This window comes from Alteromonas sp. AWQ4_252, assembly GCF_056158205.1.
The window spans coordinates 2,000,339-2,026,403 of sequence record NZ_JBSWSV010000001.1 but is presented as its reverse complement, the minus strand read 5'-3'; the positions used below and the strand labels follow the sequence as shown (position 1 = coordinate 2,026,403).

23 protein-coding genes, 1 tRNA gene and 1 pseudogene are annotated in these 26,065 nt (G+C 46.0%); 9 read left to right on the top strand and 16 right to left on the bottom strand.

The window, feature by feature from the left end; genetic code table 11:
* Window positions 1–131 precede the first annotated feature (131 nt).
* The 4 genes from ACXACM_RS08920 (at window position 132) to hemW (ending at window position 4,256) form a co-directional block, all read left to right on the top strand.
* Window positions 132–1,229, top strand: a complete 1,098-nt coding sequence (locus ACXACM_RS08920; RefSeq protein ID WP_474821183.1) for a tRNA nucleotidyltransferase/poly(A) polymerase-related protein — start codon at window positions 132–134, stop codon at window positions 1,227–1,229.
* 74 nt (window positions 1,230–1,303) lie between these two features.
* Window positions 1,304–2,512 (top strand): ATP-dependent RNA helicase SrmB, encoded by a 1,209-nt coding sequence (gene srmB / locus ACXACM_RS08915; RefSeq protein ID WP_474821182.1) that lies wholly within the window; start codon window positions 1,304–1,306, stop codon window positions 2,510–2,512.
* 9 nt (window positions 2,513–2,521) lie between these two features.
* Window positions 2,522–3,124, top strand: a complete 603-nt coding sequence (gene rdgB / locus ACXACM_RS08910) for an RdgB/HAM1 family non-canonical purine NTP pyrophosphatase (RefSeq protein ID WP_474821180.1) — start codon at window positions 2,522–2,524, stop codon at window positions 3,122–3,124.
* Window positions 3,117–4,256 (top strand): radical SAM family heme chaperone HemW, encoded by a 1,140-nt coding sequence (gene hemW / locus ACXACM_RS08905; protein ID WP_474821179.1) that lies wholly within the window; start codon window positions 3,117–3,119, stop codon window positions 4,254–4,256. Before rdgB ends, hemW begins: the two co-directional genes overlap by 8 nt.
* 15 nt (window positions 4,257–4,271) lie before the next feature.
* Here the strand turns inward: hemW and ACXACM_RS08900 are convergent, their stop codons facing one another.
* From ACXACM_RS08900 to ACXACM_RS08860, 9 genes are all read right to left on the bottom strand, one after another.
* Complete coding sequence (locus ACXACM_RS08900; RefSeq protein ID WP_474821177.1) at window positions 4,272–5,060, bottom strand: DUF2884 family protein; 789 nt, start codon at window positions 5,058–5,060, stop codon at window positions 4,272–4,274.
* 112 nt (window positions 5,061–5,172) lie between these two features.
* On the bottom strand, window positions 5,173–5,679 hold the full coding sequence (locus ACXACM_RS08895; RefSeq protein WP_474821176.1) for an Lcl C-terminal domain-containing protein: 507 nt from the start codon (window positions 5,677–5,679) through the stop codon (window positions 5,173–5,175).
* A 3-nt stretch (window positions 5,680–5,682) separates the two neighbouring features.
* On the bottom strand, window positions 5,683–7,401 hold the full coding sequence (locus ACXACM_RS08890) for an Lcl C-terminal domain-containing protein (RefSeq protein WP_474821175.1): 1,719 nt from the start codon (window positions 7,399–7,401) through the stop codon (window positions 5,683–5,685).
* 50 nt (window positions 7,402–7,451) lie between these two features.
* The gene (locus ACXACM_RS08885) at window positions 7,452–7,940 is read right to left on the bottom strand and encodes a PAS domain-containing protein (protein WP_474821173.1); all 489 of its coding nucleotides are present in this window, start codon (window positions 7,938–7,940) and stop codon (window positions 7,452–7,454) included.
* On the bottom strand, window positions 7,940–8,932 hold the full coding sequence (locus tag ACXACM_RS08880; RefSeq protein WP_474821172.1) for a response regulator: 993 nt from the start codon (window positions 8,930–8,932) through the stop codon (window positions 7,940–7,942). Before ACXACM_RS08880 ends, ACXACM_RS08885 begins: the two co-directional genes overlap by 1 nt.
* Window positions 8,933–9,047: 115 nt before the next feature.
* On the bottom strand, window positions 9,048–9,788 hold the full coding sequence (locus ACXACM_RS08875; protein ID WP_474821171.1) for an LrgB family protein: 741 nt from the start codon (window positions 9,786–9,788) through the stop codon (window positions 9,048–9,050).
* A complete protein-coding gene (locus ACXACM_RS08870; RefSeq protein WP_474821169.1) occupies window positions 9,785–10,159 on the bottom strand; it encodes a CidA/LrgA family protein in 375 nt (124 codons plus the stop codon). Before ACXACM_RS08870 ends, ACXACM_RS08875 begins: the two co-directional genes overlap by 4 nt.
* 70 nt (window positions 10,160–10,229) lie before the next feature.
* On the bottom strand, window positions 10,230–11,063 hold the full coding sequence (locus ACXACM_RS08865) for a LytR/AlgR family response regulator transcription factor (RefSeq protein ID WP_474821168.1): 834 nt from the start codon (window positions 11,061–11,063) through the stop codon (window positions 10,230–10,232).
* Between the two features lie 14 nt (window positions 11,064–11,077).
* Window positions 11,078–11,434 carry a DUF3718 domain-containing protein gene (locus ACXACM_RS08860; RefSeq protein ID WP_474821166.1) on the bottom strand — a complete coding sequence of 119 codons (357 nt, stop codon included), beginning with the start codon at window positions 11,432–11,434 and terminating at the stop codon, window positions 11,078–11,080.
* 221 nt (window positions 11,435–11,655) lie between these two features.
* On the opposite strand from ACXACM_RS08860, the gene ACXACM_RS08855 reads away from it, so the two are divergent.
* Complete coding sequence (locus ACXACM_RS08855; protein WP_474821165.1) at window positions 11,656–12,348, top strand: hypothetical protein; 693 nt, start codon at window positions 11,656–11,658, stop codon at window positions 12,346–12,348.
* Here ACXACM_RS08855 and ACXACM_RS08850 read toward each other — a convergent pair.
* The 3 genes from ACXACM_RS08850 to ACXACM_RS08840 all read right to left on the bottom strand — a co-directional run bounded on the left by ACXACM_RS08850 (window position 12,345) and on the right by ACXACM_RS08840 (window position 15,242).
* Window positions 12,345–12,674, bottom strand: a complete 330-nt coding sequence (locus ACXACM_RS08850; protein WP_474821164.1) for a hypothetical protein — start codon at window positions 12,672–12,674, stop codon at window positions 12,345–12,347. The genes ACXACM_RS08855 and ACXACM_RS08850 overlap by 4 nt on opposite strands.
* Before the next feature lie 117 nt (window positions 12,675–12,791).
* A complete protein-coding gene (locus ACXACM_RS08845) occupies window positions 12,792–13,607 on the bottom strand; it encodes an MbnP family protein (protein ID WP_474821162.1) in 816 nt (271 codons plus the stop codon).
* 186 nt (window positions 13,608–13,793) lie between these two features.
* Entirely contained in the window at window positions 13,794–15,242 is a 1,449-nt protein-coding gene (locus ACXACM_RS08840) for a cryptochrome/photolyase family protein (RefSeq protein ID WP_474821161.1), read from the bottom strand.
* 256 nt (window positions 15,243–15,498) lie between these two features.
* Here ACXACM_RS08840 and ACXACM_RS08835 point away from each other — a divergent pair.
* Window positions 15,499–15,575 (top strand) — tRNA-Ile (locus tag ACXACM_RS08835).
* Between the two features lie 483 nt (window positions 15,576–16,058).
* Here ACXACM_RS08835 and ACXACM_RS08830 read toward each other — a convergent pair.
* Window positions 16,059–17,039, bottom strand: a pseudogene (locus ACXACM_RS08830) (IS5 family transposase).
* A 353-nt stretch (window positions 17,040–17,392) separates the two neighbouring features.
* On the opposite strand from ACXACM_RS08830, the gene ACXACM_RS08825 reads away from it, so the two are divergent.
* Window positions 17,393–19,549, top strand: a complete 2,157-nt coding sequence (locus ACXACM_RS08825) for a TonB-dependent siderophore receptor (protein WP_474821160.1) — start codon at window positions 17,393–17,395, stop codon at window positions 19,547–19,549.
* Between the two features lie 718 nt (window positions 19,550–20,267).
* Here ACXACM_RS08825 and ACXACM_RS08820 read toward each other — a convergent pair.
* The 3 genes from ACXACM_RS08820 to ACXACM_RS08810 all read right to left on the bottom strand — a co-directional run bounded on the left by ACXACM_RS08820 (window position 20,268) and on the right by ACXACM_RS08810 (window position 23,964).
* Window positions 20,268–22,094, bottom strand: a complete 1,827-nt coding sequence (locus ACXACM_RS08820) for a DUF885 domain-containing protein (protein WP_474821159.1) — start codon at window positions 22,092–22,094, stop codon at window positions 20,268–20,270.
* A gap of 102 nt (window positions 22,095–22,196) precedes the next feature.
* Window positions 22,197–22,838, bottom strand: a complete 642-nt coding sequence (locus ACXACM_RS08815) for a response regulator transcription factor (RefSeq protein ID WP_474821158.1) — start codon at window positions 22,836–22,838, stop codon at window positions 22,197–22,199.
* Window positions 22,831–23,964, bottom strand: coding sequence for a sensor histidine kinase (locus ACXACM_RS08810; protein ID WP_474821157.1), 1,134 nt, complete (start codon window positions 23,962–23,964; stop codon window positions 22,831–22,833). Before ACXACM_RS08810 ends, ACXACM_RS08815 begins: the two co-directional genes overlap by 8 nt.
* 155 nt (window positions 23,965–24,119) lie before the next feature.
* On the opposite strand from ACXACM_RS08810, the gene ACXACM_RS08805 reads away from it, so the two are divergent.
* Both ACXACM_RS08805 and ACXACM_RS08800 read left to right on the top strand, forming a co-directional pair.
* On the top strand, window positions 24,120–24,533 hold the full coding sequence (locus ACXACM_RS08805) for a DUF2141 domain-containing protein (RefSeq protein WP_474821155.1): 414 nt from the start codon (window positions 24,120–24,122) through the stop codon (window positions 24,531–24,533).
* A gap of 5 nt (window positions 24,534–24,538) precedes the next feature.
* On the top strand, window positions 24,539–26,032 hold the full coding sequence (locus tag ACXACM_RS08800; RefSeq protein ID WP_474821154.1) for a carotenoid oxygenase family protein: 1,494 nt from the start codon (window positions 24,539–24,541) through the stop codon (window positions 26,030–26,032).
* Window positions 26,033–26,065: the final 33 nt, after the last annotated feature.

Here is a 26,065-nt window from a genome sequence, read left to right as displayed (position 1 = left end):
TTTTATTGTTAGCGATTCACCGCGACTAAACTACCCACCCCTTTCAAAGAAGTCAAAATGTAAGCGATGGATAGAACAAAAAAAAACTGAATTAAGGCATAATAGCCACAAAGAGATAAGCAGTGAATCGTATGAAAGTATATCTAGTCGGCGGAGCAGTACGTGATGCCCTGCTAAATCGCCCGGTCACCGAGCGGGATTGGGTGGTAGTAGGTGCCACGCCAGATGCCATGCTTAAGCAAGGTTACACACAGGTTGGCAAGGATTTCCCCGTATTTTTACATCCCAAAACCAAGGAAGAATACGCCCTTGCCAGAACTGAGCGCAAAGCCGGTCTCGGCTACACCGGTTTTACCTGTTACGCCGCGCCAGATGTTACTCTACAAGAGGATCTCATCAGACGTGACCTGACCATTAACGCTATTGCCCAAGCAAAAGATGGCACGTTGACTGACCCTTTCCATGGTGTGCAGGATATTGAACAGCGAACTCTCAGACACATATCCCCCGCGTTTGTTGAAGATCCTTTGCGAGTATTCCGGGTTGCCCGTTTTGCTGCCCGCTACGCATATTTAGGTTTCACCATTGCACCGGAAACGCTGTCACTCATAGAAGAAATGGCCAGCAGTGGCGAGCTCACGCACTTGTCCGCTGAGCGGGTATGGAAGGAAACAGAAAAAAGTCTTATTGAGGGACGACCCGGCATTTTTTTCCAAACGCTGGCTAAGGTTAATGCACTTGCTGACTGGTTTGTCGAATTGCAACCACATGTTGAAACGCTCACATCACTGATGGAACAGAGCAGAGCTCCCCAGGTCAGCGCTGAAGAGCTTTGGGCTCTCATAGGTTTAGTATTGAATGATGCAGACGTCCTCACGCTATGCAACAGGTTGAAATGTCCAAATAAATACCTGGATTTAGCGAAGCTTTGTGCCCGCTTCCACAACGAATTGCATTACACATCAACAACAACATCGCTGTTAACTGTGCTAAACCGCTGTGATGCCTGGCGCAAACCAGAACGTTTCAGGCAGTTGCTTACGGTTATTGGCATTGCGGTTAATAACAAAAAACAGCAACAATTTAATCACTCTCTGCTGAACGCCATCGAAGCTGCCGGAAACGTGGATGCCCGGGTGTTTGTGGAACAAGGCCTGCACGGCCCCGCAATAGGTAAAGCCATGGATTCAGCACGAGACGCCATCATTAAGCAGCAAATGTCTCATTGATTGTCTAGTTCTGATACCCAAGGTATACGATGCAATGATATACTTGGCCTTTGTGTTGAAAACTGTGATTTACCATGACGTTTGAAGAATTAGAGCTTGATGACAGCCTCTGTCAGGCTGTGACAGATATGGGCTACAGCAGGCCCACCTCTATTCAGTCTCTTGTTATTCCCCCTGCGATGGATGGAAAAGATATACTCGCATCGGCCCCTACAGGTACCGGGAAAACCGCTGCATTTTTGCTGCCCGCTTGCCAATACTTGCTGGATTTCCCTCGCCAGGAACCCGGCGCAACACGGGTACTCATTCTTACACCTACCCGAGAGCTAGCGCTTCAGGTATACGAACAGGCGCGGGCGCTTACCCGGCATACAGAATTAGTATGCGGCGTGATCACCGGCGGTATAAATTACGGCACTGACAGAGACACGCTTAGCCAAAATCTGGATATTCTGGTGGCCACACCAGGGCGACTGTTTGAGCATATCGAAAAAGAATCCGCAGATTGTCGCGACATCGAGTGCCTTATTCTCGACGAAGCAGACCGTATGCTCGACATGGGTTTCGGCAGTATTGTTGGTCAAATTGCAGCTGAAGCGCGGTGGCGGAAACAAAACATGTTGTTCTCTGCCACGCTGGAAGGCGTCGGGGTAAGAAACTTTGCCCGGGATATATTGCAGGAACCAGAAGTGGTCGAAGCCAATCCTTCCCGTAAAGAAAAGGCCAAAACCCACCAATGGTATCACCTGGCTGACAACATGGCGCACAAAGAAGCCATGCTTATTCACATTCTCAGCAATGACATCACCAATGCGGTAGTGTTTGTAAAAACCCGGGAACGGTTACAAGCGCTCAAAGACAAACTACTCTCAGAGCGCATTGAAGTTTGCTGGCTGCAAGGAGAGATGCCACAAGACAAACGAAACTCTGCCCTTGCTCGCTTTAAATCAGGTGAGGTGCCTATATTGATAGCGACGGATGTTGCCGCCCGAGGCATCGACGTTCCCAACGTCAGCCACGTAATTAATTTCGATATGCCTCGCAAAGCCGACGTTTATGTTCATCGAATTGGCCGTACCGGTCGCGCTGGCGCAAAAGGAACGGCGATATCACTCGTTGAAGCCCACGACTTTGACATGGTAGGCAAGGTGGAGCGCTATTCTGGTGAGCCTTTAAAGCCACGCTTTATAAAAGGCTTGCGACCACAGCATAAAGCCCCATCTGCCACAGCGAAAAAGAAAAAGAAGTCAGCTTCAGCAAAGAAAAGTAAAAAAGCACGTTAAGGAGTGTTTATGGCCTTTCCGGAAAAAATCGTACTCGCTTCAGGTAACGCAGGAAAAGTTAAAGAGTTTACCCGGCTCTTTGCGGAACGAAACGTGACAATCATTCCGCAAAAAGAGCTCGGGGTGAAAGACGTGCCGGAAACCGGCACCACCTTCGTAGAAAATGCCATTATCAAAGCCCGCCACGCTGCCCGTGAAACGGGTTTGCCAGCTATTGCAGATGATTCAGGTCTGGTGGTGAACGCACTGGGCGGCGCACCAGGTATTTATTCTGCTCGCTACGCAGGGGAAAACGCTCAGGATCTTGATAACATTGAAAAGCTACTTGCAGCGTTGTCAAACAACCAGGATCGTCGTGCGCACTTTTTCTGTATGCTGGTGTTTATGCGTCATCACGACGACCCTGTACCTCTTATCAGTGAAGGTTACTGGCACGGTACCATTACTCACGAGATCACCGGCAATGGCGGTTTCGGCTATGATCCTGTTTTTCATGTTCCCTCCCATAATTGCACAGCAGCAGAACTCGACCGGCAGGTGAAAAACGCCATTAGTCACCGTGGGCAGGCCATGAACTTTTTGCTTGAGAAAATGAGGCAATCTTTTGCGTAATCCGCCTTTGGGGCTGTACATCCACATTCCGTGGTGTGTTCAAAAATGCCCCTACTGTGATTTTAATTCTCACGGTTTAAAATCTGATTTACCAGAGCAAGAATATACGTCACACCTTCTGGACGATTTAACACAAGACGCACACCTGGTAGCCGGCCGTGAAATCACTTCTATCTTCATTGGCGGCGGTACGCCAAGCTTGTTTTCGGCCAACGCAATATCCCATCTTCTGACCGGAGTGAAGGATATTGTTAAGGTAGCGAATAACGCGGAAATTACCCTGGAGGCAAACCCTGGGACCGTTGAAGCTAATCGTTTTGACGGTTATGCAGCCGCTGGTGTAAACCGTATTTCCATGGGCATTCAGAGCTTTCAGGATCGTCACTTAAAAGCACTGGGGCGTATTCACGATACCCATCAGGCTCAACGCGCCATTGCCCTGGCCAATAGAGCGCCGCTAAATAGCTTCAATATCGATTTGATGCATGGTTTGCCAGATCAGTCCCTCGCGAACGCACTGGATGATTTACGCAAAGGAATTGCCAATAATCCAGCACACCTTTCCTGGTACCAACTCACTATTGAACCTAATACGCCTTTTGCTTCCCGTCCTCCCGAACTGCCCGATGACGACGTTCTGTGGGATATTCAGGCGCAGGGGCACGCAGAATTGGAACAGGCAGGTTATCGTCAGTACGAAATATCTGGCTACAGTAAACCTGGCTTCGAGTGCCAACACAATTTGAACTACTGGCGCTTTGGTGACTACCTGGGCATTGGTTGTGGCGCACACGGGAAAATAACTCAAGCGCAAAACAATACGATAACCCGAACGGTAAAAGTGAAGCACCCACGAGGCTATATGGATATTGCCCGTCCTTATGTGGATTCCAGCACAATTGTCGCAGGCGAAGATCTGGCATTTGAATTCTTTATGAATCGTTTTCGCTTAGTTGAGCCATGTCCAAAACAAGATTTTTCAGACTTCACGGGAACAGAGCTGTCAGACACACAACTACAGGAACTGACAAAAGCAATTGATACTGGCTTGCTCGTTGAAGATGAGAAATATTGGCAGGTTACGCAAAAGGGCCGCCGCTATCTGAATACGTTGCTGTCGGCTTTTGTCTAAGCCGATGTCATCGCGCTAATTTGAAACAATCACGTCGAAGGGTTTAAACGCGGGAACGTCTTTGCGCAATTTCTCTTCCAGTTTATTGAGTTTTCTGAGCTTTTCACAAAACCACTGGGCTTTGCTATTTAAAGACGCCGGGCCATTATCCAGATCGAGATGTTCCCCTACCGCCTCCAATTGCCGGGTAATTTCTTCCAGGCGTTCATCACTTATCTCAACCTTGCTTTCATCCATGCCTGCAATGGCAGATAAAATTCCCCCCACAGACATGGAGATAGCTTCTTCCAGCTGAGCTTCAATTTCACTGTCGACAAAATCATCAACACTTTCCAGTGAACCTGGACCGATGAAGTAGTGATTGCTGGCGTGACGAAACTTGTCTTTCACTCTGTTTCGCACTCGTTGCATGGCGGTTTGTAACTTCTCATAGCTTTCGTGATCAGCACCAACCAGCCCCTGGTAAACATTATCCACGGTATCTGTAGCCAGCTCTACGCCTTCAGTAGCAAGGATAATCATCTTGGGTACAACATAATGCAGTCCCCTGGCATAATCTCTCAGCCAGCGACGCTGCTGCACGCTGAGATCCTGCCAACGCCCTTTTATAAAAAGTTGATCCCTTTGGTTGATTTGCACCACTGTCCGGCTCTTATCCATTATGCGCAATTGGTTGTCATTTACAGCAATACCGTAAGCAAAATCGATGTTACAAGATTGCCCTGCCAGGGCCGATAAAGGCAATAACAGTAAAGCGGCCACGCAGGCTCGAACAGTAAATAGGGAGGATAAAATCGTATTCATACCGCTAATTGTGTACGCGTCACCGGGAAATAAAAAGCCGTGATCGGCTCAACCTGCCAAAATTCAGGTTGAATAATCACGGCTTAGTAATGGGGTTAACGGTGCGACCAGACTAATCTGTTTGGGTACGGACTAACCTGACATAAACGTAGCGATCTTTCTCTTTTATAGAATGACTCGCATTAAAAAATGCCACTACCCACGCACGAATCGGGTCTTCCATCGATGGCGTCGATGTCCAGAAATCGTCTGGGGGTGTATTGGGAAAAATCGTGTCATTGATGGCCGGGCGAACACATTGTCTCTCGGTAATGGTAGCCAGTTCCTTGATATTAGGTAGCCGCCAACCCAGTAAAGCAGTGCTGTCTTCCTCCTGAGCTTTTACTAACGCCTCCTGCCAGTTGTACTTTACTGCTGTGTCTGTGCAGGTAGATCCATCCCAGGTTTGCCCTAAAGCACAACGCTGCCATATGAGATCAGTGGCCACGTGCAAAACAGAGCCGTCTCCCTGATCGATGAATTCATCATCAGCGGCGGTTTCAATGCCTTCAGACAGACACGTTTGCGCCAAGGTAGAAAACGAAAATAACAATGTAATTATCGCGGTAAATTTTTTCATCACTTATCTCCCTGCTCTAACCAGTCTGACCCTTGCAGCACTGGACTTGATGAGAAAGTTATCCAGACCCGAAGCGAAATCAATTGCCCAGGCATTTTGCGCGGCATCGCCAGACACCCCATCAGCACTTGGAATTCGCGTCCAGTACCAGAGCCGGTTGTCTGTATTGTCAATCGCGCCGGCGAAGGGGAAGTAGTCCTCATCGAGCATAACACCGCTGGGCAGACCGAAGTGGATTAAGGACATTAATTCTTCGTGGGTTGGCATGCGCCAGTCATAAAAACCACATAATCCTGCACTGTTTACCGCTGAAACGTATGCTTCTGTGTTGCAGTTGGTGAGTGTGCATGTTGTATCTGTGCCATCCAGCGTGCCCACGTATCCACCGTTTTCATCAGTAAAGTACCAGGAGTATGTGTTATCACCATCCCGCAGACCGCCATCATCGGTTTTCTTTTCCCATACCAGCCCAGTTATGTTGTCCCGGACACAAGACCAGGCTTGTGATGTGTCATCTTCTTCGTCGCCGTTACTGTTTAGTTTGGTAAAGTCAAAACCAGCCTGGCCGCGTCCGGCTTTTTCCAGAAAGCCAGCAGCGTTAACCAAGTCACTTCCCCGCTGGCCGTCCTGACCAGGAAAATCATTTTGCTGACTATTTACATAGGCGGTGTTGTTTGTCTGAACGGTTACCCCTGTGTCGTTCATCAGTGGGATTGGAAATGGTCGCACGGTGACGTCTATGGTGTCTGAAACTAAATGACCGAAACTGTCAGTGACCTCCAGCGTATAAGTCACCGTTGTTTCCTCCGATACTAAGGGGGCTACGGCGTATGTTGAGAGATCAGAATCATTTGCAATGGAGTCTGCCGTAACGGCGGTGCCATCCCACATCACATTTAGTGGTAAGCCAGCGTTTACCGTTGTGTTGGCGGTACCATTTAATACAATACGTTCACCACTAAACACCGCCTGATTGACGCCTGCTTCCACGGTTGGTTCAGTTTCACTTTCCGATAACGCAAACAGAGTTACCGTTTCCGTATCTGTTGCACCTTCTTCATCAGTAACCGTCAAAGACAGTATGATAGACTGGCCGTCGGCCTCTATAGGCATCACGATGGAAAGACTCGCCGCATTAGTCACCACATTGTTTAATACGCTATCACCGGAGGTTTGTTGCCACTCCCACTCACTAATGGGGTTTTCAGTATCAGTGGCATCTGCATCGCTACTACTACTTCCAGACAATGTCAGTGTGCTACCGGCAGAGAAGGTATTCTCAGGCTGACCAGATTCTTGTTCGAAGGTAATTATTGCTTCAGGTGACGCATTTACCGGCTTTACGACCACATTTACTGTATCTGTATCACTGTTTCCAGAAGCATTTGTTCCCGTTAAGGTAAGCACAAAAGTAGTGTCTGTAGTAACGGTGGGAGCTGTAAAGGTGGCATCAGCCAAAGAGGTATCAGCGTGGGTAATGGTGGCTTGTGGCGATGACGACCACTGCCACACTACGGTATCAGCTTGTCCACTTGCTTGCCCGGTAATAGCCACATCGGTTTCTTCGAGGGTTTGAATGTCAGCACCGGCATTGACAAAAATGGCATCCGAGCTCTCACTTGTGCCACTATCACCACCGCCACCACAGGCGGTAAGAAAAGATACTGCTAAGCAGAGTGTTAGTAGTGTTGTTGGGTATCGAAATATAAACATCTGGCGCATCACAATCAGTCACCTTTATGAAAAAAGACTCATGCCACTATGTCCCAGATTCATTTCCCCGCTTGTGACTGACTTTCTTCACTGCTCACCTGCATGGCTTCCAACTGCTTTTTACCTGAAGCAATATCTGTCATATCGTAGACCATCAGGCTGATGTAGTCCGTTTTGCCTGTTGCCGATGCAAGTGGAGCCAGGGTGATATTCTGGTACATATACGGCTCATTTCCTGTAATCGGCCGGTAGTTGTGAAACTTGAACAAATGTGGCCGCTGTTCCCACGTCATAAAAGCGCGGGTTTTCAGCTCAAAAACCGGTTTGGCTTTTTGTGCAAACCAGGCTTCGTTGATATGAGGAAAAATGCTGAACAGTGTTTTATCACGCACGTGGCTTGGCAAAAGGCCACTGTGAGATTCCATGAAGCCATTCCACATTTTGATCTTGAATGTTCTGTCGAGCACAACTATGCCTACATCCACACTTTGCAGCATATCCATCATCCAGTGGAACGATTGCATCTCCTCCAATTCACTGTCGTTCATCAAATATCCTCCAGTAAATGGGCCAGTTTTGCATTCATCGTTTGCATGGAATCCTCTGTAAACAAAATAATTAGATCACACCGGACGTTATAGCCCTCCAAGCCATAGCTCAATTCTATTGCCAGTGTGCGCTTCCACTTCATCTTACTGGTTTGAATAATTTCCGTAATGGCCCGATGTTGCCCCAGCACAATAGGCTGGCCCTGGGCAAAGGTGACGTCCATCTGCTGAGCTAACCCGGTTAAACAGGTACCAATTAAAATACTGGCTGCATCCATCAGTAGTTCTAACTGAAGCTGATCGTCAACGTCTTCTGTCACATTGAGAATTTTGGCTACATCTTCGAAACTGGAATCGCTGAGAATACACATAACTTCACCGCGAATACCAGAACCAATAAAGCCTTGGCAAATAGCGGTAACCTGTTCCTGACTTTCAATGTCAGAAAGCATCATATGCATTTCTGATGCTTCAATTAGGTTTACGTTGGGAATAGGAAGGTGGACAAATACGTTCATTGTTCTGGCCAGGTGATCCCCTGCCCTGCCCATAGCGATATTCGTGATCTCCTGGTAACAGTCGCGAATATCCGGGTCTAACTCTGCAGCACCTTCCACCTCTTCGGGCCCTGACAACAGGTTGTGCTTTACCAGCACCTCTTCCAGTGTCACTGGGTCAACGGGTTTGCGAATAAACTCCAGTGCTCCCAAACGGGTCACGCGGTCATGGGCTTCGGGCTGAATATCCCCGGAAATCACCACAACGTTAGTGCTGAGGTTATTGTCTTTTATCGCCTGAAGCGTTTGGTAACCGTCCATTACCGGCATGTTTAAATCCAGTAATAGTAACTGTCCTTTACCTTGTTTTAACGCAGCAACGGCTTCCTCACCATTTTTGGCGAAGTGTATTGCCACGTCCCAATCAGGAGGCAGACATTTGGCCACTTGTTTCCTTGCAACCAGCGAGTCATCGCACACTAACACTGACACCATAAAACCAAAACCTTAAATAAAATCCCTACTACATTTGTAGCATGTATAGCTCATTTTTCCATTCGTCATTGGTGTAAAGTGAGGGATTAGGCCGTGCTTTTAGCAATAATTTGATCTATGCAAACAGCAAAGGCAATAAGAGCGCCGTTATTATTCCGTTTAGGCACAGTCCTAGTGTTGCTAATGCGCCAACCTGCTCCCCCATTTGCAAGGCTTTAGCCGTGCCCACAGCATGACACACTGCGCCAAGTGCAACGCCTTGCGCCTGCGGCAAAGTAATATGTAAAACAGCATAAACGGTAGGGGCAACTACCGCCCCAACAATACCAGTAGTGATAACAAAAACCGCAGCCAAAGGGGGAATGCCCTGAATCTTTGCAGCGGCTTCCATGGCCAAAGGCGTGGTAATAGATTTAGCTAACATAGTCATTTGTAAGGCAGTGGGAGCCTCAAGAACATAAAGCACTCCCCAGGCAGTAACGGGTGCAATGATCCCAGCAAGTAGTACAGCCAACACCAAATGCCATCCTAACTCTCTTATTTTCCGCCACTGAGTGTACATGGGTAAGGCTAACGCCACTGTGGCTGGGCCGAGAAGCCAATGAATGATGCCAACGCGTTGCTGATAAAGGGCTACGTTCTGGCCTGTCACGATAAGGCACAGACCTACGAGTACTGCCGTTACTAAAACCGGGTTAGCCAGGGTGTTGCCTGCCGTGATCTTTTGAATTGCAATGGACAATGCGAATGCCACCAATGTCACGCATATCCAGATTGCTCCATCCAGTGATGCCGACCCTGATAATAATTCAGCCGTGGTAAGCCACCAGTCAGCAAACGCTTCCTTCAGCGTCATTTTTCACCTGCCTGTAACGCACTGCCTAACAAACGCTGTGCCAGCAAGGCGGCAATGCCTAAGCTAACTATTGTCGTTCCAACGATGGCAAGGGAAACTGCAGCGAGATTTTCCTCGATGTGTTGCCAGTATATGGCTACCCCAAGAACTGCAGGTACAAACAGTACAGACATGTACTTTAGCAGTGGCGCACCACCTGCGTGGAGTATCGGAGAAGGACGTGACTGAAAAAACTGAAATGCCAGTAGTAACAATAATCCCATCAGTGTGCCAGGCAGAGGTAACGACAACACCCTAACAGCGATTTCACCGATAAAATAGAACAAAAAAATAAGGACAAACCCTAAACATCGTTGAGTCAAAGACGGCATAAAACACACATGGAAGATTTGAAAACAACAGTGTATCTGAGTACTCAATCACGTCAAACCGACGTTGGTCTTACAGCCATCTGTCCAGTTGTTTTGGATCCATCAAATACCGACGACTTACTTTTAACCGAACGCCGTTTTGTAAAATCAAATACACCACCCGTTGTGCGGGTTTTTCGGCACTTTGAATAGCATCGCAATTGACGATTGTAGAACGACTAATACGAATAAAGCGGGGGCCTAACTTTCGCTGCATATCGCAAAGCGTACATCTGACCACGTGATTTTCATCATAGCAATGAACAACCAGATAGTCTCCGGCAGCGTCTATCCAACGCACATCTTTTTGATCTATGTAGAGCCACTCGCTAGCCGAACGCAGCGCCAATTTTCCGCACGCATTAAACCCCTTATTAATGCGGTTTAATCGCGCCATCAATGCAGCTCTTGATATGCCAGATTGCAATGATAAACCTCGACATACATTGTCGTACAACTGTCGTTGACGGCATTGGTGAAGCTCGTGCAAACGGCGGGCAAGACAAGCATTCAATTTATCCAGGGAGACAGGATAATGAATAAAGCCTGCCGCCCGCGCAGAAAAAGCATGTAACGCCTGGGCATTAGTTTCACCTACCACCAAAACAGAGTTGGGCTGCCAGGTAGCTCGCTGAAAGTGGTCAAAGCAACAGATGGTAATCACGCTGCCATCTGACGACTGCATTGCCAGACATTGGTCGTTATCGTTAACCGGGCAAACGCGCTGAACCAGTGGCGACGCTAATAACGCTTCAGTCAGGCAGTTCCGAAGGGAGACTGAGCCAACCCAAAGAATTACTGAAACAGCTTCTGGCTTTACATCCAGATTGTACGCCATCTCACAGGATGTAGACGTTACTGGCATTGCGCGCACAGTGTTTATCTGCGTGCCGTCATTGTGCGATCGGTCATTCCCAGACGGCGCGCAATCAGATCTCCTGATTTTGCAGCATCATGACGGTCGGCAAACGTCAGCATATCTTCGCCATTACAGCGCAACCCTTCTTGCAACGCTTTTACGCGGATTTTGCTGTCGCGTATGGCAAAACGCAATTTAGTGGTGTTATCATCGCGGATAGCTTCGCAAATCTTCACAAGATCATCAGTTTTGTGAATTGGGTAAGACGCTGCAGCAGCTGAGGCTGAAAATAAAACAGCCATTAGTGACCCGGCAATTAAGACAGGTAAACGGCGTACAGAACGAGTGGCATTTTTTTCGGCAATGGAAGTGGTCATGGCAAATCTCCTTATTGGGTGAAACCTGACAACGAAAACGTCACCAGGGACACTCATAAAGTAGAGAAAAGTGATTAAAAGGTTTGTGTATTCTCGTTGAATTACCATCTTTTGAGATTTTGCGATAAACGGCTTAAATCCGCTGACAACTTGCCCGCTGTAACGGTTAGTTATCGACATTGTTTAACATTCTGTAACAACTCATCATCAACAGGAAAACAATGAGAACCCGAGCAAGCTACAACGAAGTGATGACAAAAATAAGACCAGGAGACCTCATCGCTTTTGGTGGTTATAGTCTTTTTTCCCGTTGGGCAAAACTAACGACCTGGTCAAATGTGACGCATGTCGCCTCTGTAACAGCGCCGCAATATTGCAAACAAGGTCACCTTTCTCATCACGCCTTATTAGAAGCAACGGTAAAAGAAAACAAAAAAGGGGTAATGGTAAACAGCTTGAAAGCGCGCATTGAACGGTATCCCGGTGATGTGTGGTGGCTGCCCCTAAGTGATCACGCACAACAACAATTTGCGTCGTCGATGGCTATAGTCGATGAATTTATAAAGTCTGAAAGCGGAAAAAAATACGACATTTGGCAGCTTTTTGGTTCCGCTGTTGATTTTTGCGACAACCTTCCGTTTCTTTGGCGTTTAACGCGGAATAAAACCTGCGATCGACAATGGTTTTGCTCAGAACTCATTGCAGAATTGTATAATCAAACTGGTGTGGTTCGAGACGTGAATGCTGCAGAAACCACGCCCATCGACCTCTGTCGCTTTTCCATATTCAAATCGCACTATGTGCAACTCAAAGGAAAGGACAAAGATATTAGACGTTTTAATTCCGTTCGTGGAACCAGATGGGGACAGTGGCTAACCGAAGACGAGGAAGCCACTATAAAACAGAAACGTTAAAATGCACTATCCTGATGCACTTTAATAAACATGGAACTATCGGCTTTACTGTAATCTACTTTGTATTCTTTGCCGTTAAGGGTTTGTATAAACACCAGTGTTTTCTCGTCACCGAAAACATCACCGGTAGTAATATCCACCAATTCCATATCCATCATTTTAGCTTCCCGTTTGTTATCGGGAATTTTACCTTCGTAACGCTTTATGCCTTTATACGTCACAAGTACAGGGGGATTGTCATCACCGTTGATAAGAAGCAAGTCCCATTTTCTGACTTTGTGAATAATCGTATTGCGGCCGCTTACCAGAAAGGGCTTTTCAGTCATTTTATTCTCCGCGCTGGCTGCCTGAACTTTAATGTAGGAAAGATAGCAAAGAATCTAAAATTGTGCACTATACCAAAAGGGCAAATAGCGCTTTTTCATTTAGTTACGTTGATACGGTTACGATTTCAGGTATACCTTTTCCGGAGCATCCCAGCGTAACCATTGTCGACCGGTGAGATTTTTTATAACCTTCTCACAGCTGCTGTGGTGTGACTTAGCCATGTTACATTCTGCCACGGCCTTCAAATTCACCCTGAATAAAATCTGTTGCAAACTTGCCAACAACGTTAATTCAGAGACATTCTGGGCCATCGGTAAACTTACCGTTACCCGGTTCGGCTGACTGCATACAGTCGGCTTAGATGTGTTGGTATCACCATTGCAGCCACCACTGGCAAGCAGGAAAGACCAGATAGCGGAAGGTTCAAGATTGTTCTGTAACTCTACGCGAAAAAAGTTGTGACCCTCACGGGTAGACTGAAACATCGCAGGTTTATTAAGCGGCGATAGCTGTTCAGCTTGTTGCGTGTGATTACTATCAAAATCAAGCCCCATGGTTAATCGAAGCTCTGTCGCACGCTTCAGTAATGCCTCGTTCGCGTCCAGGCGAATGTGGGTGTTGTTGAGCTTGCTATCACACCCATGGTGAAACTGTAAGAGTGCAACGTCTTTAGATTGCCATTGGTTTTCGACAAAACTCAGGCGAACCCAGCGGCCGTCCACTTTAATCTCGGGTTTGCTGAGGTACATGGCCAGGTAATTGACCTTCCAAAGTGCTTTATCAATGGTTACATCAAAGCCACACTTTTCACCTGACGACAAATCGGTAAACGTGACGGGAATATCTCCAGGTGCAGTTGGTTTGCCAGTGAAATACTCACAGCCGGAGCAAACCACACACAATATACAAACGCCAACCCATCTAAAAAACATAACAACGAAAACCTGTGAAGTAGAAAACAAATAACTGCTTAGTTTGCGGGCTATCAAAAATACACATTTACCCGCACACCTGCATAGTGAGGTATACAAACAAGAAAGGTCAAGCGTACAAGAGACTAACAGATGGAAACATGCGGCATGCTGTGTGTAGTAAAAACAGACTTCTGTGCTTAGCCATTATTCACCAGACAGGAAAGCTCGCGCCGCGTTTAGATGGGCCTCTTTTGTTTCGGGTTTCATCTTTTCAAGCAATCTCGGCATCATGGATAACCGATGATTACGCTTAAATGCATCGATGTGTTTATCTATAAAATGCCAATATAACCCTGTCCAGGTTTTCTCCCAATCTCCTCCTTTGAAGTCTGACATTTTTTTGATGTAGTTCGCACCGCTAATATAGGGTTTGGTTGCAAAACTTCCGCCATCAGCAAACTGACTCATACCGTAAACATTAGGCACCATTACCCAGTCATATGCATCCAAATACATGCCCATGAACCAGTTGTACACATCATGAGGACGGGTTTCACTCAACAGCATCACATTGCCCAGTACCATTAAACGGTCGATATGATGGTTATACCCCCACGCCAGCGCCGTTGATACGGCATGATCCACCGGGGGTAAACCGGTCTCACCCTGCCAGAATGTGTCATGCAACGCCCGTTTATGCTGCCAGTGGTTTTTATTTCGCATCTCGCTGCCGTCGACCTCGTAGCTAGCCCGGATAAATTCCCGCCACCCCAGGATCTGGCGTACAAACCCTTCTAAGGAATTTAACGCTATACCGTGTTCATCGGCAAAGTCGAGGGCTGCACCCAATACCTGCTTTGGCGTCAGTAAACCAATATTCATTAAAGGAGAAATCGCGCTGTGCCACAACCGCACTCCGCGGCTCGTTATCGCATCTTCATAGGGGCCAAATTTTTCAAATCGCTCTTCAAAAAACTGCTTGAGATAGGCCGTTGCTCCGTCATGGGTATAGGGTAGCCAACAACACGCCTCTCCATACTTTTCTGCCTCAACCTCCTCTACCCACTGCACCGCATCTGAGACGGCCTGATTACCAAATCTTGCCACGTCTTCGGGCAGCACTTCAGACTTAGGGATCTTTTTGCGATTGTCTTCGTCAAACGACCACTTCCCTCCTCTGGGCTCTCTGTTATCCATCAATATATTCAAATCGCTACGCAACCCTTTATAAAAAGTTGCCATAAACTTTTTACTGTCGTTGAACCGGCTAATCGCGGTGTCTTTTTTCAAAATAAAGTACGGGCTGTCGTACCAAACCCTATTCAATTGGGCATCTACCAGCGCCTTTTCTAAATAGTTATCGGTGGTATCAGCTACGTGGATATCTTCAATGCCATCGTTTTTTAGCCGCTCAAACACAGCGTCTGTAGTTGGATATTCGCCTATCGACAGCCGTGTCACCTTCATACCTTCTTTTTCAAGACGAGCTTGGTAGGCATCCATGGTGAGTTTATGCAACACCAACTTTGCCCGGTGAATGGGGTTGAATGTCAGTATTAACGATTCTTCAATAAGATAAACGGATCGCTGCTCGTCAAATGCGGGATGAGTAGCAAATAACTGATGGGGATAAATAAGTACGGCTGAAGACATAGTGCAGATTTGATTAGCTGTTTGTATGTATTACGTAAATGTTGTGATTTGGATTAGCGAAGCAGCGAAAACAAAGGTAGCGAGTATGCTAGCGAAAGGCAGACCTACATGCTCAAAAATGGTTAATTTATATGCGTTTGAAAACTGAAAGATTAATTAGGTAATGACAAACACGTGAGCTATGCATATAATGCGGCGCGTTACTTCGCAGGTTCACCCATGCATTTCACAGTAACGCTTTAAAAGTACTACAAATGGCCCTATAGCTCAGTTGGTTAGAGCACACGACTCATAATCGTTAGGTCCCCTGTTCGAGTCAGGGTGGGGCCACCACTTTTATAAACTTTCCAAGTAAATACCTACTAACAGAAATTACCCTGTGCTACCTCTGTGCTACTTTTAGTATAGCGGTAAACATCTCTATATGCTTGATATAATTAATCTCTTACCTTTACTGAGCTTCACTTCTAATCAGAAAAGCTTGTTGCTATATGATTAGATATTGTTTTGCTTGATATTTGTCAACATTCAGGTAAATCATTTCTTCACCGAGTAAATACTGTGATATTCATCGTTCTAAGCAATAGGAAACGAATGAATACTATTTTCTAAAGAGCTTTTTAAACCCTAAAAGCTCATTTCAGGTGTTGAGTATGAAAGATTGGACTAGGGAAACTGCGAATAAGCCCTGCAATTTAGTTCTTGAACCCGCCTTCGCGTTCGCCGTCTAATTTTTGAACGCCAAATTCTCAATTTAGGCCAATATACTACCTTTTAAGGCCTGATTTCGGGCTTATTGCGGGTTATTCCCGGATTTTAGACAGATCTTGGCTGTCGTCGTAACATCAGGTCTACTTTAAACAGGTTTGCCAAGGTGAATAGAATGGCTAACTGCGAGTCATTTTTCATCAGTCCTTTGTATCGTGTTTTGATAAAGCCACACTGACATTTGATGATCCGAAACGGATGCTCCACTTTCGCCCGGATGCTGGCTTTAAAGTATTCGATGTTGATGGCCGTTTTGTTTTTGCGAGGATGCTTTTTCAGTGCCCGGACTTTTCCGAGGCGTTCGGCAACCTGCCATTCCACATTTGTATCTTGCAACTCTCCCCGTTTCTCTGCGCCTTGATAACCGGCATCGCCGGAAGCGAATTCTTCTTAGCCGTGCAACAGGTTGTGTAACTGGTTCAGGTCATGCTCGTTGGCTGCGGTGGTCACCAACGTATGGGTGATGCCACTCTTGGCATCCACACCAATATGGGCTTTCATACCGAAGTGCCATTCATTGCCTTTCTTAGTCTGATGCATCTCCGGGTCACGTTCACTCTTTTTGTTTTTAGTGGAGCTGGGCGCTTCAATAATCGTCGCATCCACCAGTGTACCCTGCGTCATCATCACACCGCTGTCTGTCAGCCATTGGTTGACCGTTTTGAATAATTTGCGAGTCAGCTTGTGCTTTTCCAGCAAGTGCCGGAAGTTCATAATGGTAGTGCGATCTGGAATGGCTTTACCCAATGACAGTTGCGCAAACTGACGCATCGAAGCAATTTCATATAACGCATCTTCCATCGCTTCATCACCAAGGCTGAACCATTGCTGCATACAGTGAATGCGAAACATAGTCTCAAGCTCATACGGACGTCTGCCATTGCCTGCTTTAGGATAAAAGGGTTCAATCACTTCCAGCAGTTGAGACCACGGCAGCAGGTTATCCATTCTGGATAAGAATATCTCTTTACGAGTTTGATGGCGCTTACTGGAACACTCACTATCGGCAAAAGTTAACTGTTGGCTTATGGGCGGTAATGGCTGTGATTTACTATGCAGCTATGATCTCACATCGGGGACTTATTCGCATCTTCCTTAGATAAACTGACTCTACATTGCTGAGTCGTAAATCAAACCTACTTTATAACCATACGCTAAAATAATGAAGTTTCCGTCTACATTGGTCTAATTTACTACGACGCGAATTGACACTTATTAATCCAAGTTTCTACACATCATAAATCTCGCTTACGGATATTGATTACAACACGACAAATGACACACAGCTATAGATAAATGATAATAAAAACTGTTATCATTTATCTTAACATTCTAACTCTCATCACTTTTCTTTTATTACACAACACTTGGATTTTTTTGCAATGAAATATTTAGCCGCGTTAATAGCTGCTTCGTTGACCTCCCCTGCTTTATCACAAGACATTGAGAACTCTTCGGATACACGTGAAATATCACCCGCAAAATCCGACCAAATTGAGCGTGTGGTAGTGACTAGCAGAGCGATCAATCTATATCGCAATGGTAACTCATCTACAGGTAAATTAAGTGTTGACCCACTTAATTCAACCCAACAAATCACTACGATCAATGAAAGCTTGATACGCGATCAGGGTGCGCGCAATGCAAAAGATATTTATCGCAATATTGCAGGAGTTAGCCAGTTTAGCTATGCCGGTGTAACCGCGAGGGGTTTCAGACAAGAGGAAATCTTCTTCGATGGCTTACGCGGAGACCCTTATGTAGGCTTTAACGTACCTCAACTATTTAATATTGAGCGGGTCGACTTTTTAAAAGGCCCTGCCGGAATGCTCTATGGGCCAGGTGCACCAGGTGGCTTATTTAACTATGTCACTAAAAAGCCAACGTCAGATTTCGACGCCAACGCAAGGGTTATCGCGGGCTCACATTCTCGCTTTGGTGGCTCAGCAGAAATAAATGGAGCGATTGATAACAATCAAAATGCTCGTGCTGGTGTTTTTTATGAGCAACAAGATACCTATCGCGACAACAGTGATAGTGAAGTATTTATCTTCGACTCTGGCTACACATACGACCTTCAAGGCCACCTACTAACGCTTCAGTACACCCATTATTCACAAGATTTGGGCGCTAATCGACTGCGCGGCGTGCCCGTTGACGACAGTGGTAACTTTCTCACAGATATAGATTGGAATCATAACGAAGCCAGTGATTTTCTAAATTTGCGCTCCGACTCTGTCCAGCTTTCTCTAGAGGGACAGCTCAGCGATTCAATCAGCTACGATACACGTTTGCGCTATATAGACAATGAACAAGAGCAGAACTACCATGAACCACGAGCACTTATTGATAGTGATGGAGATGGGAATATAGACCTTGTTGGTCGAGAGTTCAGGGATCAATTACGCGAGCAAGAGCAGCTTAGCTTTGGCGCTAACTTTGTGTATTCAGGCGAGTGGTTGGGTGCAGACCATAGAACGGCGTACGGCGTTGACCTTTACAAAGGAAAAGAGGATGCGCTTTTAGGTGGCACTGCTTTAGAGCAGGATTTTGTTCTTCGCTATCTAAGCGGGACATCGCTTGACTCAGACATCATTCCACTAACGCTTACTAACCCTAACTACGGTGTGACGCAGCCTGAAAACTATAACGTGCAATTCAGGCCGCTAAGCATAACAGAGCAAACGCGAAACGGTGCCTATGTACTTAATGAACTCGCTTGGGAGCAGTTTACCTTTGTTGCAGGTTTGCGCTACGACCAGTTTGAAGATGAAACGCCTAGTGCTGTTTTCGACGATTCGAATGTAAGTTTTCGAATTGGCGGTATTTATAAGATTAACTCTAATATTTCGCTTTATGGTCAATGGGCCGATTCTTACGAACCTCAGTCGGTGAGTAATCAGCAAGATGAAGCTGGCGGTCCGTTTGAGCCGACCACAGGAGATATCATCGAGGGTGGTATGAATGCAGAACTGTTCGATGAAACTACCTTGCTACGATTAGCCGTTTACCAAATAACCCGAGAAAATATCCTTCAGTCAACCGGCGAAGACCCTGAAGGCGACGGCATCGATAATGTCGCGCCCGTGGGTGAGGTAACCAGTGACGGATTTGAAGTTGAGGTAATCACTGACATAACGCCAAATTGGATCTTGAGCGTAGCTTATGGCTACAACGACGCACGAATCACTGCAGATAATGGCGGTGGCGGTATTAGTAACAGTGTAGGCGACCGCTTCGCTAATGCGCCTCAGAATCAATTTGGTTTCTGGACGCGTTACCAAATACCTGAGTGGGATCTCGCTTTTGCCTTTGGTGGAAACTATGTTGACGACCAACTGAGTCTGTCGGGACAAAATGTGAAGTCCTATTTCATTGCCGATGCGTCAATAACTTGGGAAGTAGACAACTACAATGTACTGTTTAGAATAGATAACCTCTTTGATAAAGAGTATGCAGAATCAGGCTTTATTGAGCGCACGGGCCACTTCCCCGGAAATCCAAGAAACGGATTTGTAGAATTCACCTACAAGTGGTAATCCACTGCTCTTTTTAAAATTTGGGATTGGCTGAGCGCATGAGTTCTGCTTTTGAATAGCGCTTTTTAGTTAAATTCTTGCGCTTAGCCCTTATTTCTTTTAATTAAACGCCGTGCTTTTTACAATGTTCCCTGCACCATGCAGGGCTTGTCTTTTATCTTATACAAGTATTTCATAACTAACTTTAAAACCGCGCAAAAATAGTACCTAAAGAAGTTATACAACTTGCATGCGTGGGTAGGCTTGATTAAAAGAAACATTAACGCTGTAGGCTAGGTATAATGGCAGCTGTATTTGAGCCTGGTTGTACGTCTACCTAGTAGGTGGTTTTAAGAAAATATGAAATGAGTTGTCGTCAATATAAGTAAGTGAGCTGAACTGTGGTACTGAAATTCGAAATGAGATTTGAGGAAGTTTTTGCCTCACCATATTCATATTGCATGCTCAAGCTCTCGCATACTTTGTAACTTATGCACCAAAGTCAAAATCTCGTTGGATGGCGCAACTCGAATTCCCGCTTTGCTAAACTTTGAGCAGTTCTTGCTTAATAATTTCTACTTCACTAATACGCATTTACTCTTTTCGATAAAATCACACAACAACTCGCTGTCACTTACTCAAGCTTGCTAACTGTTTTGGCTTTTTGCTTTAGCAAAATGAGGAAGCGCTTTAACAACGCCCCCTGATTTTGAAAAAGCCAATTAAACGCTATTCTCCCCTAACGTTCTGCACTTTTTTCAGCAATGTATTCATCCACTAATTCTTCCAGAATGGCTAGCGGTACTGCGCCGTTTTTAAGTACAACATCGTGGAAGTCCCGCAAATCAAACTTGTCACCGAGCTCAGATTTAGCTTTCTCACGAAGGGCGAGTATTTTCATCATCCCTACTTTGTACGACGTCGCTTGCCCAGGCATAACAATATACCGCTCAATTTCCGCTGTAACATCGCTGAGTGCCATACCTGTGTTATTAACCATGTATTCAATGGCTTCTTCTCGGGTCCAGCGTTTATCGTGAATACCAGTATCGACTACCAGACGCACGGCTCTAAACAGCTCTGCTTGTAATCTTCCAAGGTTGTCCAGGGGGTTATCCTGAAAGCCCATTTCCCACGCTAAATACTCGGTATACAGTGCCCAGCCTTCAGTGTAAGCAGTGAAAGGTGACATTTTACGAATCAAAGGAATGCCTTCTAATTCCATGGCGATGGCAATCTGAAAATGATGGCCAGGAATACCTTCGTGATACGCCAGGGTGCGCATACCGTATTTAGGCGTTGCCTTGATGTCATACAGGTTGGCATAAAAGCGGCCAGGACGTGAGCCATCTATTGCGGGCTGCTGATAGTAAGCACCTGGCGCAGTTTTTTCCTTAAACTCTGGAATACGCACGACTTCCATTCCCGCTTCAGGACGAATTCCAAATGCTTCGCTTATACCCGCGTCGATTTCATCCAGTATTTTTTGATAGTCTTCAAGAATTTGCTCACGCCCAGCGTCGCTGTCTTCATAATAATGTGATGGATCAGCAGCCAACGCGTCTATGGCACTAAAAAAGCCTTGTGATACATCGTAGCCTTCATTGGAGAGTATAGTCAGCATTTCACCCTGAATTCTTGCTACTTCTTTCAAACCCAGGTTGTGAATTTCATCAGCAGTCATATCAGTGGTAGTGAAAAAACGCAGTGCGTTGGCATATACCTTATCCCCATCCGGCAAGTGCCAATACCCGTGATCGCTTCCTGCTTTAGCCTGAAGAGTTGTGAAGTAGTCAATGAACAGTTGATAGGCACGATCTACGTCGTCATTTATCACTGCTTGCGCTTCATTTAAATACGCATCCTGTTGTTCTGCTGAAATATCCTCTGCTTTACTCATTTTTTCTTTTAATGAGCTATAAAGAATATTTTCTTCCAGTGGCGATGAGACAAACCCTTGCATTTCATCCAGCACGCGGTCTATTACAAAACGGGGAGGAATGATGCCTTTTTCTTCTCGTAGCTTCAGCCCTTCTAATACTTGCGCAAACTTTTCATCAACAGCGCGCAAACGGCTTAAATAGTTTTCAACATCGGTAGCATCATTTATTTGATGCTGACCTTCCATAAAGCTAGGAAATCCGTTTTGAACGCCAAACAGCTGGTTCACCGGGTAAGTGTGATAACGAAAAGGTGCATTACTGATTAGATAATCTAGCAGGTACAGGGTGATTTTTTTTGAAAGTTGCTCTTCTCTGTTGAGATCTTCATTGTCGTAAGCACCAACCAATTCGCGAACTTGACGGGCCTGTTCAAAAAGAGCATCACCTTTTTCTACACTTGCATCGTCGAGCTTCCCGTTATGCCCTTTGATCCCTACAGATTCTAAAAAGCCCAGCGAGGTAAGCATTTCAGGGCTATCGAAGGCTACTTTTACCAGCTCTCTATTTAATAAATTATTAAAGTAAAATGGTTTATCGGCATGCCATTCATGAGCAGCAAAACTTCCGCCAACTAACACTACTATCAGTAGCCCCGCTCCAACCCATTTAAAAAATCGTTTCATTGTTATTATTTTCCTTAGTTTAGTCACCGTTAACGTTAACGGAAACAGGCAGTATTAGTAAGAGGGTTTGGTTAAAAATTTAGTGTTCGGGATACCGCCTGATTATAACAACTTTGCACTTAACGCCTTCAAAACTGCGCGGGTGCGATCACGGGTTTTGAGTTTTGCCAGGATATTAGACACGTGATTTTTCACGGTGCCCTGAGCTAAAAACACAGTGTCTGCTATTTCCTTATTGGAATAACCGCCAGCAATTAACTTTAAAATATCCAGCTCTCTTTCACTCAATGGCTCGATATTCGGGTCAGCGAACGTAGAAAGCAGCTCATGGCTAAGCTGATCAAGCAACACAGGTTCTGCCAACATTCCACCTTCATGCACGATGGTAATGGCATCGTGAAGCTTATCGGCATCCACGTCTTTTAATAAAAAGCCGTTAGCGCCAGCATGCATGGCTTGAGTAAATAATTGTGGGTCATCGAAGGTTGTGAGTATGATCACCTTTGTATCTGAACCGGCGTCGCCATCCTGCCTGTTTAGTGCATGCAGCGCTTCTATGCCACTTTTTACGGGCATGCGGATGTCCATAAGCAACACATCCACCGGCGTTTCAGCCAGTTTCGCCAAAGCGTCATCGCCATTCACTGCTTGCCATTTCACGTTGATATCGTCAAATAGCGACAACAAACTGCCAATGCCCTGTCGCACCAATGCCTGATCATCGGCAATGGCCACGTTAATCATAATCTTGCTCCTTATAAGGGATCTGAACGGTTAGCCGCCAGCGATTATTTTCACTGTTTACGGTAATATTTCCATCTAATTCTGCTGCTCGCTGCTGCATATTGCGAAGACCCATTCCCTTGCGTGGTTGCAGGATTTTTGCAAACCCATTCTCAACGGTCATCTCAATAACATTGGCGTGCTGATAAAGGGCAATGATGACGTGCTTGTCTTTGCCGTAGCGCAGCGCATTACTTACCGCCTCCTGACAAATACGCAGCAGCACCTCGGCGTGATGCCCAGACAGTAACGGTGCAGATAAACGCTGGGTGAATTCGGCTTTTACCAGGGGCAAGTTAGCAAACAAGCTATCGATTGCAGCATTGAGATCTAACTGGGTCGACTGCTTGTTTTGACGGACAACGTCTCTTATTTGGCTCAGCAAATCTTTTGCGATTTGTTTGGTTTCATTCACGCTTTTTTGCTGAGGCTCGGCCACGGTTTTACTTAAAAACTCAAGGTTGAGTAATAGCGCGGTGAGTTGATGGCCACAAATATCATGTAAATCCCGGCTTAACTTTTCTCTTTCTGCCTGTCTGGATGTTTGTTCTAACAAGGCCCTGGTAGACATAAGTTCCGCATTAACTTGTTCCAGCGCTACCCTCGATGCCTTCTCCTGCACGGCGATATGGGCCACTGCCAGCGAGAAACTTTGAAAAGCGAGATTCAAACCGATGGCAATGAGGGACGGGTTTAACCCTTTGTTCCACATAAGATAATACAGCAAAAAGCACAATGCATTTATCATCAGCAACAGAATAACGGCTTGGCGCTGATTGAGAAAAAAAGGCAGTTGACCCGCAAAAATCACTAACAAAATCAACGCATCGGTAGACTGACAGCAGACAAATACGGCACCAAACCCCAGTATTTGCACAACCAGGCATAGCCCACTGATACGTTTGTCGTGCAGCGCAGCCGGAATAAAGTTAATGGCGATAAAGCCTAGCAGGAACAATCCAAACCCGACGTAGTACAACGTCTCCGCCAGCGCAAACTGTGCTTTAACCCTGGTGATCATCATCACAGAAAACCACCCGAGCACTCCTGCAATGATTAACGTGGTATTTCTATCGGCTTTACCCATTTTGTATTTCCCTTAACGTCGTGCCTGTAGAATACGCAAAGCAAAGAAGCGTCTCAGGTGCCAAAAGTCACGTTTTCACAAAGCATGACTTTTGGCACCTGTTTGTAACTGTTAGCACCGCTACAGTAAATAACATCACAAACAGGAGACGCCCCATGAAACACACACTGATTGCATTAACATGTTCGACCGCTTTGCTTGCATCGGCCCATGCCGCTGACATTACAGTTGAATTTACTGGCATTACGGATGTATCCGGTGAACTTTATGTAGCGGTTTACCCGTCTGCCACGGCCATGAAACAGCACGCAGCCATTCAAAGTCAAGTTGTCTCGGTACACTCCCCCACTCCCCGAATTGTGCTCGCCGATTTACCAGAAGGCCATTACGGCATCATGGTGTTTCAGGATTTAGACGGCAATCGCGACCTCAACAGCAATATGCTGGGTATTCCCACAGAGCCCTATGGTTTTAGCATTAATCCGCAAGTAATGGGGCCACCTTCTTTTGAAGATATTCGTTTTGATGTAACCGCCTCTAACCAAGTCATCACCATCAGCATGGAGTAATTTCGATGAAAAGACGAGATTTTGTAAAAGCGTTAGGTCTGGCAGGTTGCAGCTCTTTAGTACCTGGCTTTGGCGTTAATGCCTTTGCTGGTGAGAGCGAAACATTTAACAGCTTTTTTCAACAGCAATTGGCAAAACACCCGATTTTGAAGGGGTGGGAAGGTTTAAACGACGACATTGCACCACGCACCTTTTCCTGGCAAGGCAGTTTGCCAGAAGCACTTATTGGCAAACAGTTTTACCGCAATGGGCCTGCATTAGTGGTGCGTAATGACGAGCGCTATACCCACTGGTTCGACGGTGATGGTTTTGTTCACCGCTATGGATTCGATAAACAGGGTGTTACCCATTCCGGTAAGTTTGTACGAACCAAAAAGTATAAAGAGGAATCCCGCGTAGGAAAGTTCTTATACAATGGCGCAGGGTCTGTCATTACAGGTTCAAAACTGTCTAAAAGTGCCGAAGCGGTAAACACTGCAAATATTGCCTTGTTGCCTGTCGACAACGAGCTTTGGGCGTTATGGGAAGCCGCTATGCCTTACAAAGTTGACGCTAACACACTGGAGACTCAAGGCCAGGTTTCTCTGGATAAAACCTTAGACGGAGTACCATTTTCCGCTCACCCGCATACTGACCGCTTTGGCCACATCTGGAATTTTGGTGATCTGTCTTTCTTTGGTGAGTCGGCAATTATTGTTTATCAGATGGATGCTAAAGGGTTGTTACTTAACTACGGCGTCGTAGAGGCACCGCAAAGTTATGTCCATGATTTTGCCGTCACTGACGATTACCTTATTTTTTACTTTCCGCCCATCGCGAAATCTGAGGCAGAAACGTTAATCGACAGTATGTCTTTCCACGGCAATGAACCGGGCGAGTTACTGGTTATTGACAAGAGCACATTAAAGCCAGTGTTTCGCCGCCCTTTCGATGCAGGTTTCGTGTTTCACTTCGGCAATGCCTGGCAACAAGGCAACACATTAGCCATAAACGCCTGTTGGTATGAAAATGCGGATATTATTTTAAATGATGTAAAAACACTGGCACAGCACGGTAAGCAGAAACACCACCGAAGTACTGCGGCGCAGATACATATCGACCTTGCTGCGTCCTCAGCACGATTGGAAAACACTGCCATTCCTATGGAATTTGTACAGTTTGATGGGCGTTTTACCGGCACACCAACCACCTTTCAATTTGGTGTGCATGCCAATGCCGACGCGCCTGACGGAGAATACAATGCCGTAGCTCGGATCGATACAAAAACAGGTAGCGTAGACAGCTATAGCTTTGGAAAACACACACTAGCAGAAGAGCCGCTTTTTGTGCCAACAGGCGCACAAGAGGGACAGGGTTATTTGGTTAATACCTGTCTCGATTTTCGTTCTGGCCACACCTACTGCAACGTGTTTGATGCCATGGCGATAAGCAATGGCCCGGTGGCACAAGCGAAAATAGATACCTATATGCCACTGGGTTTTCACGGTGCAATTATATAGTGTATAACCACAGCGTTGCGTTTCATGCCATAG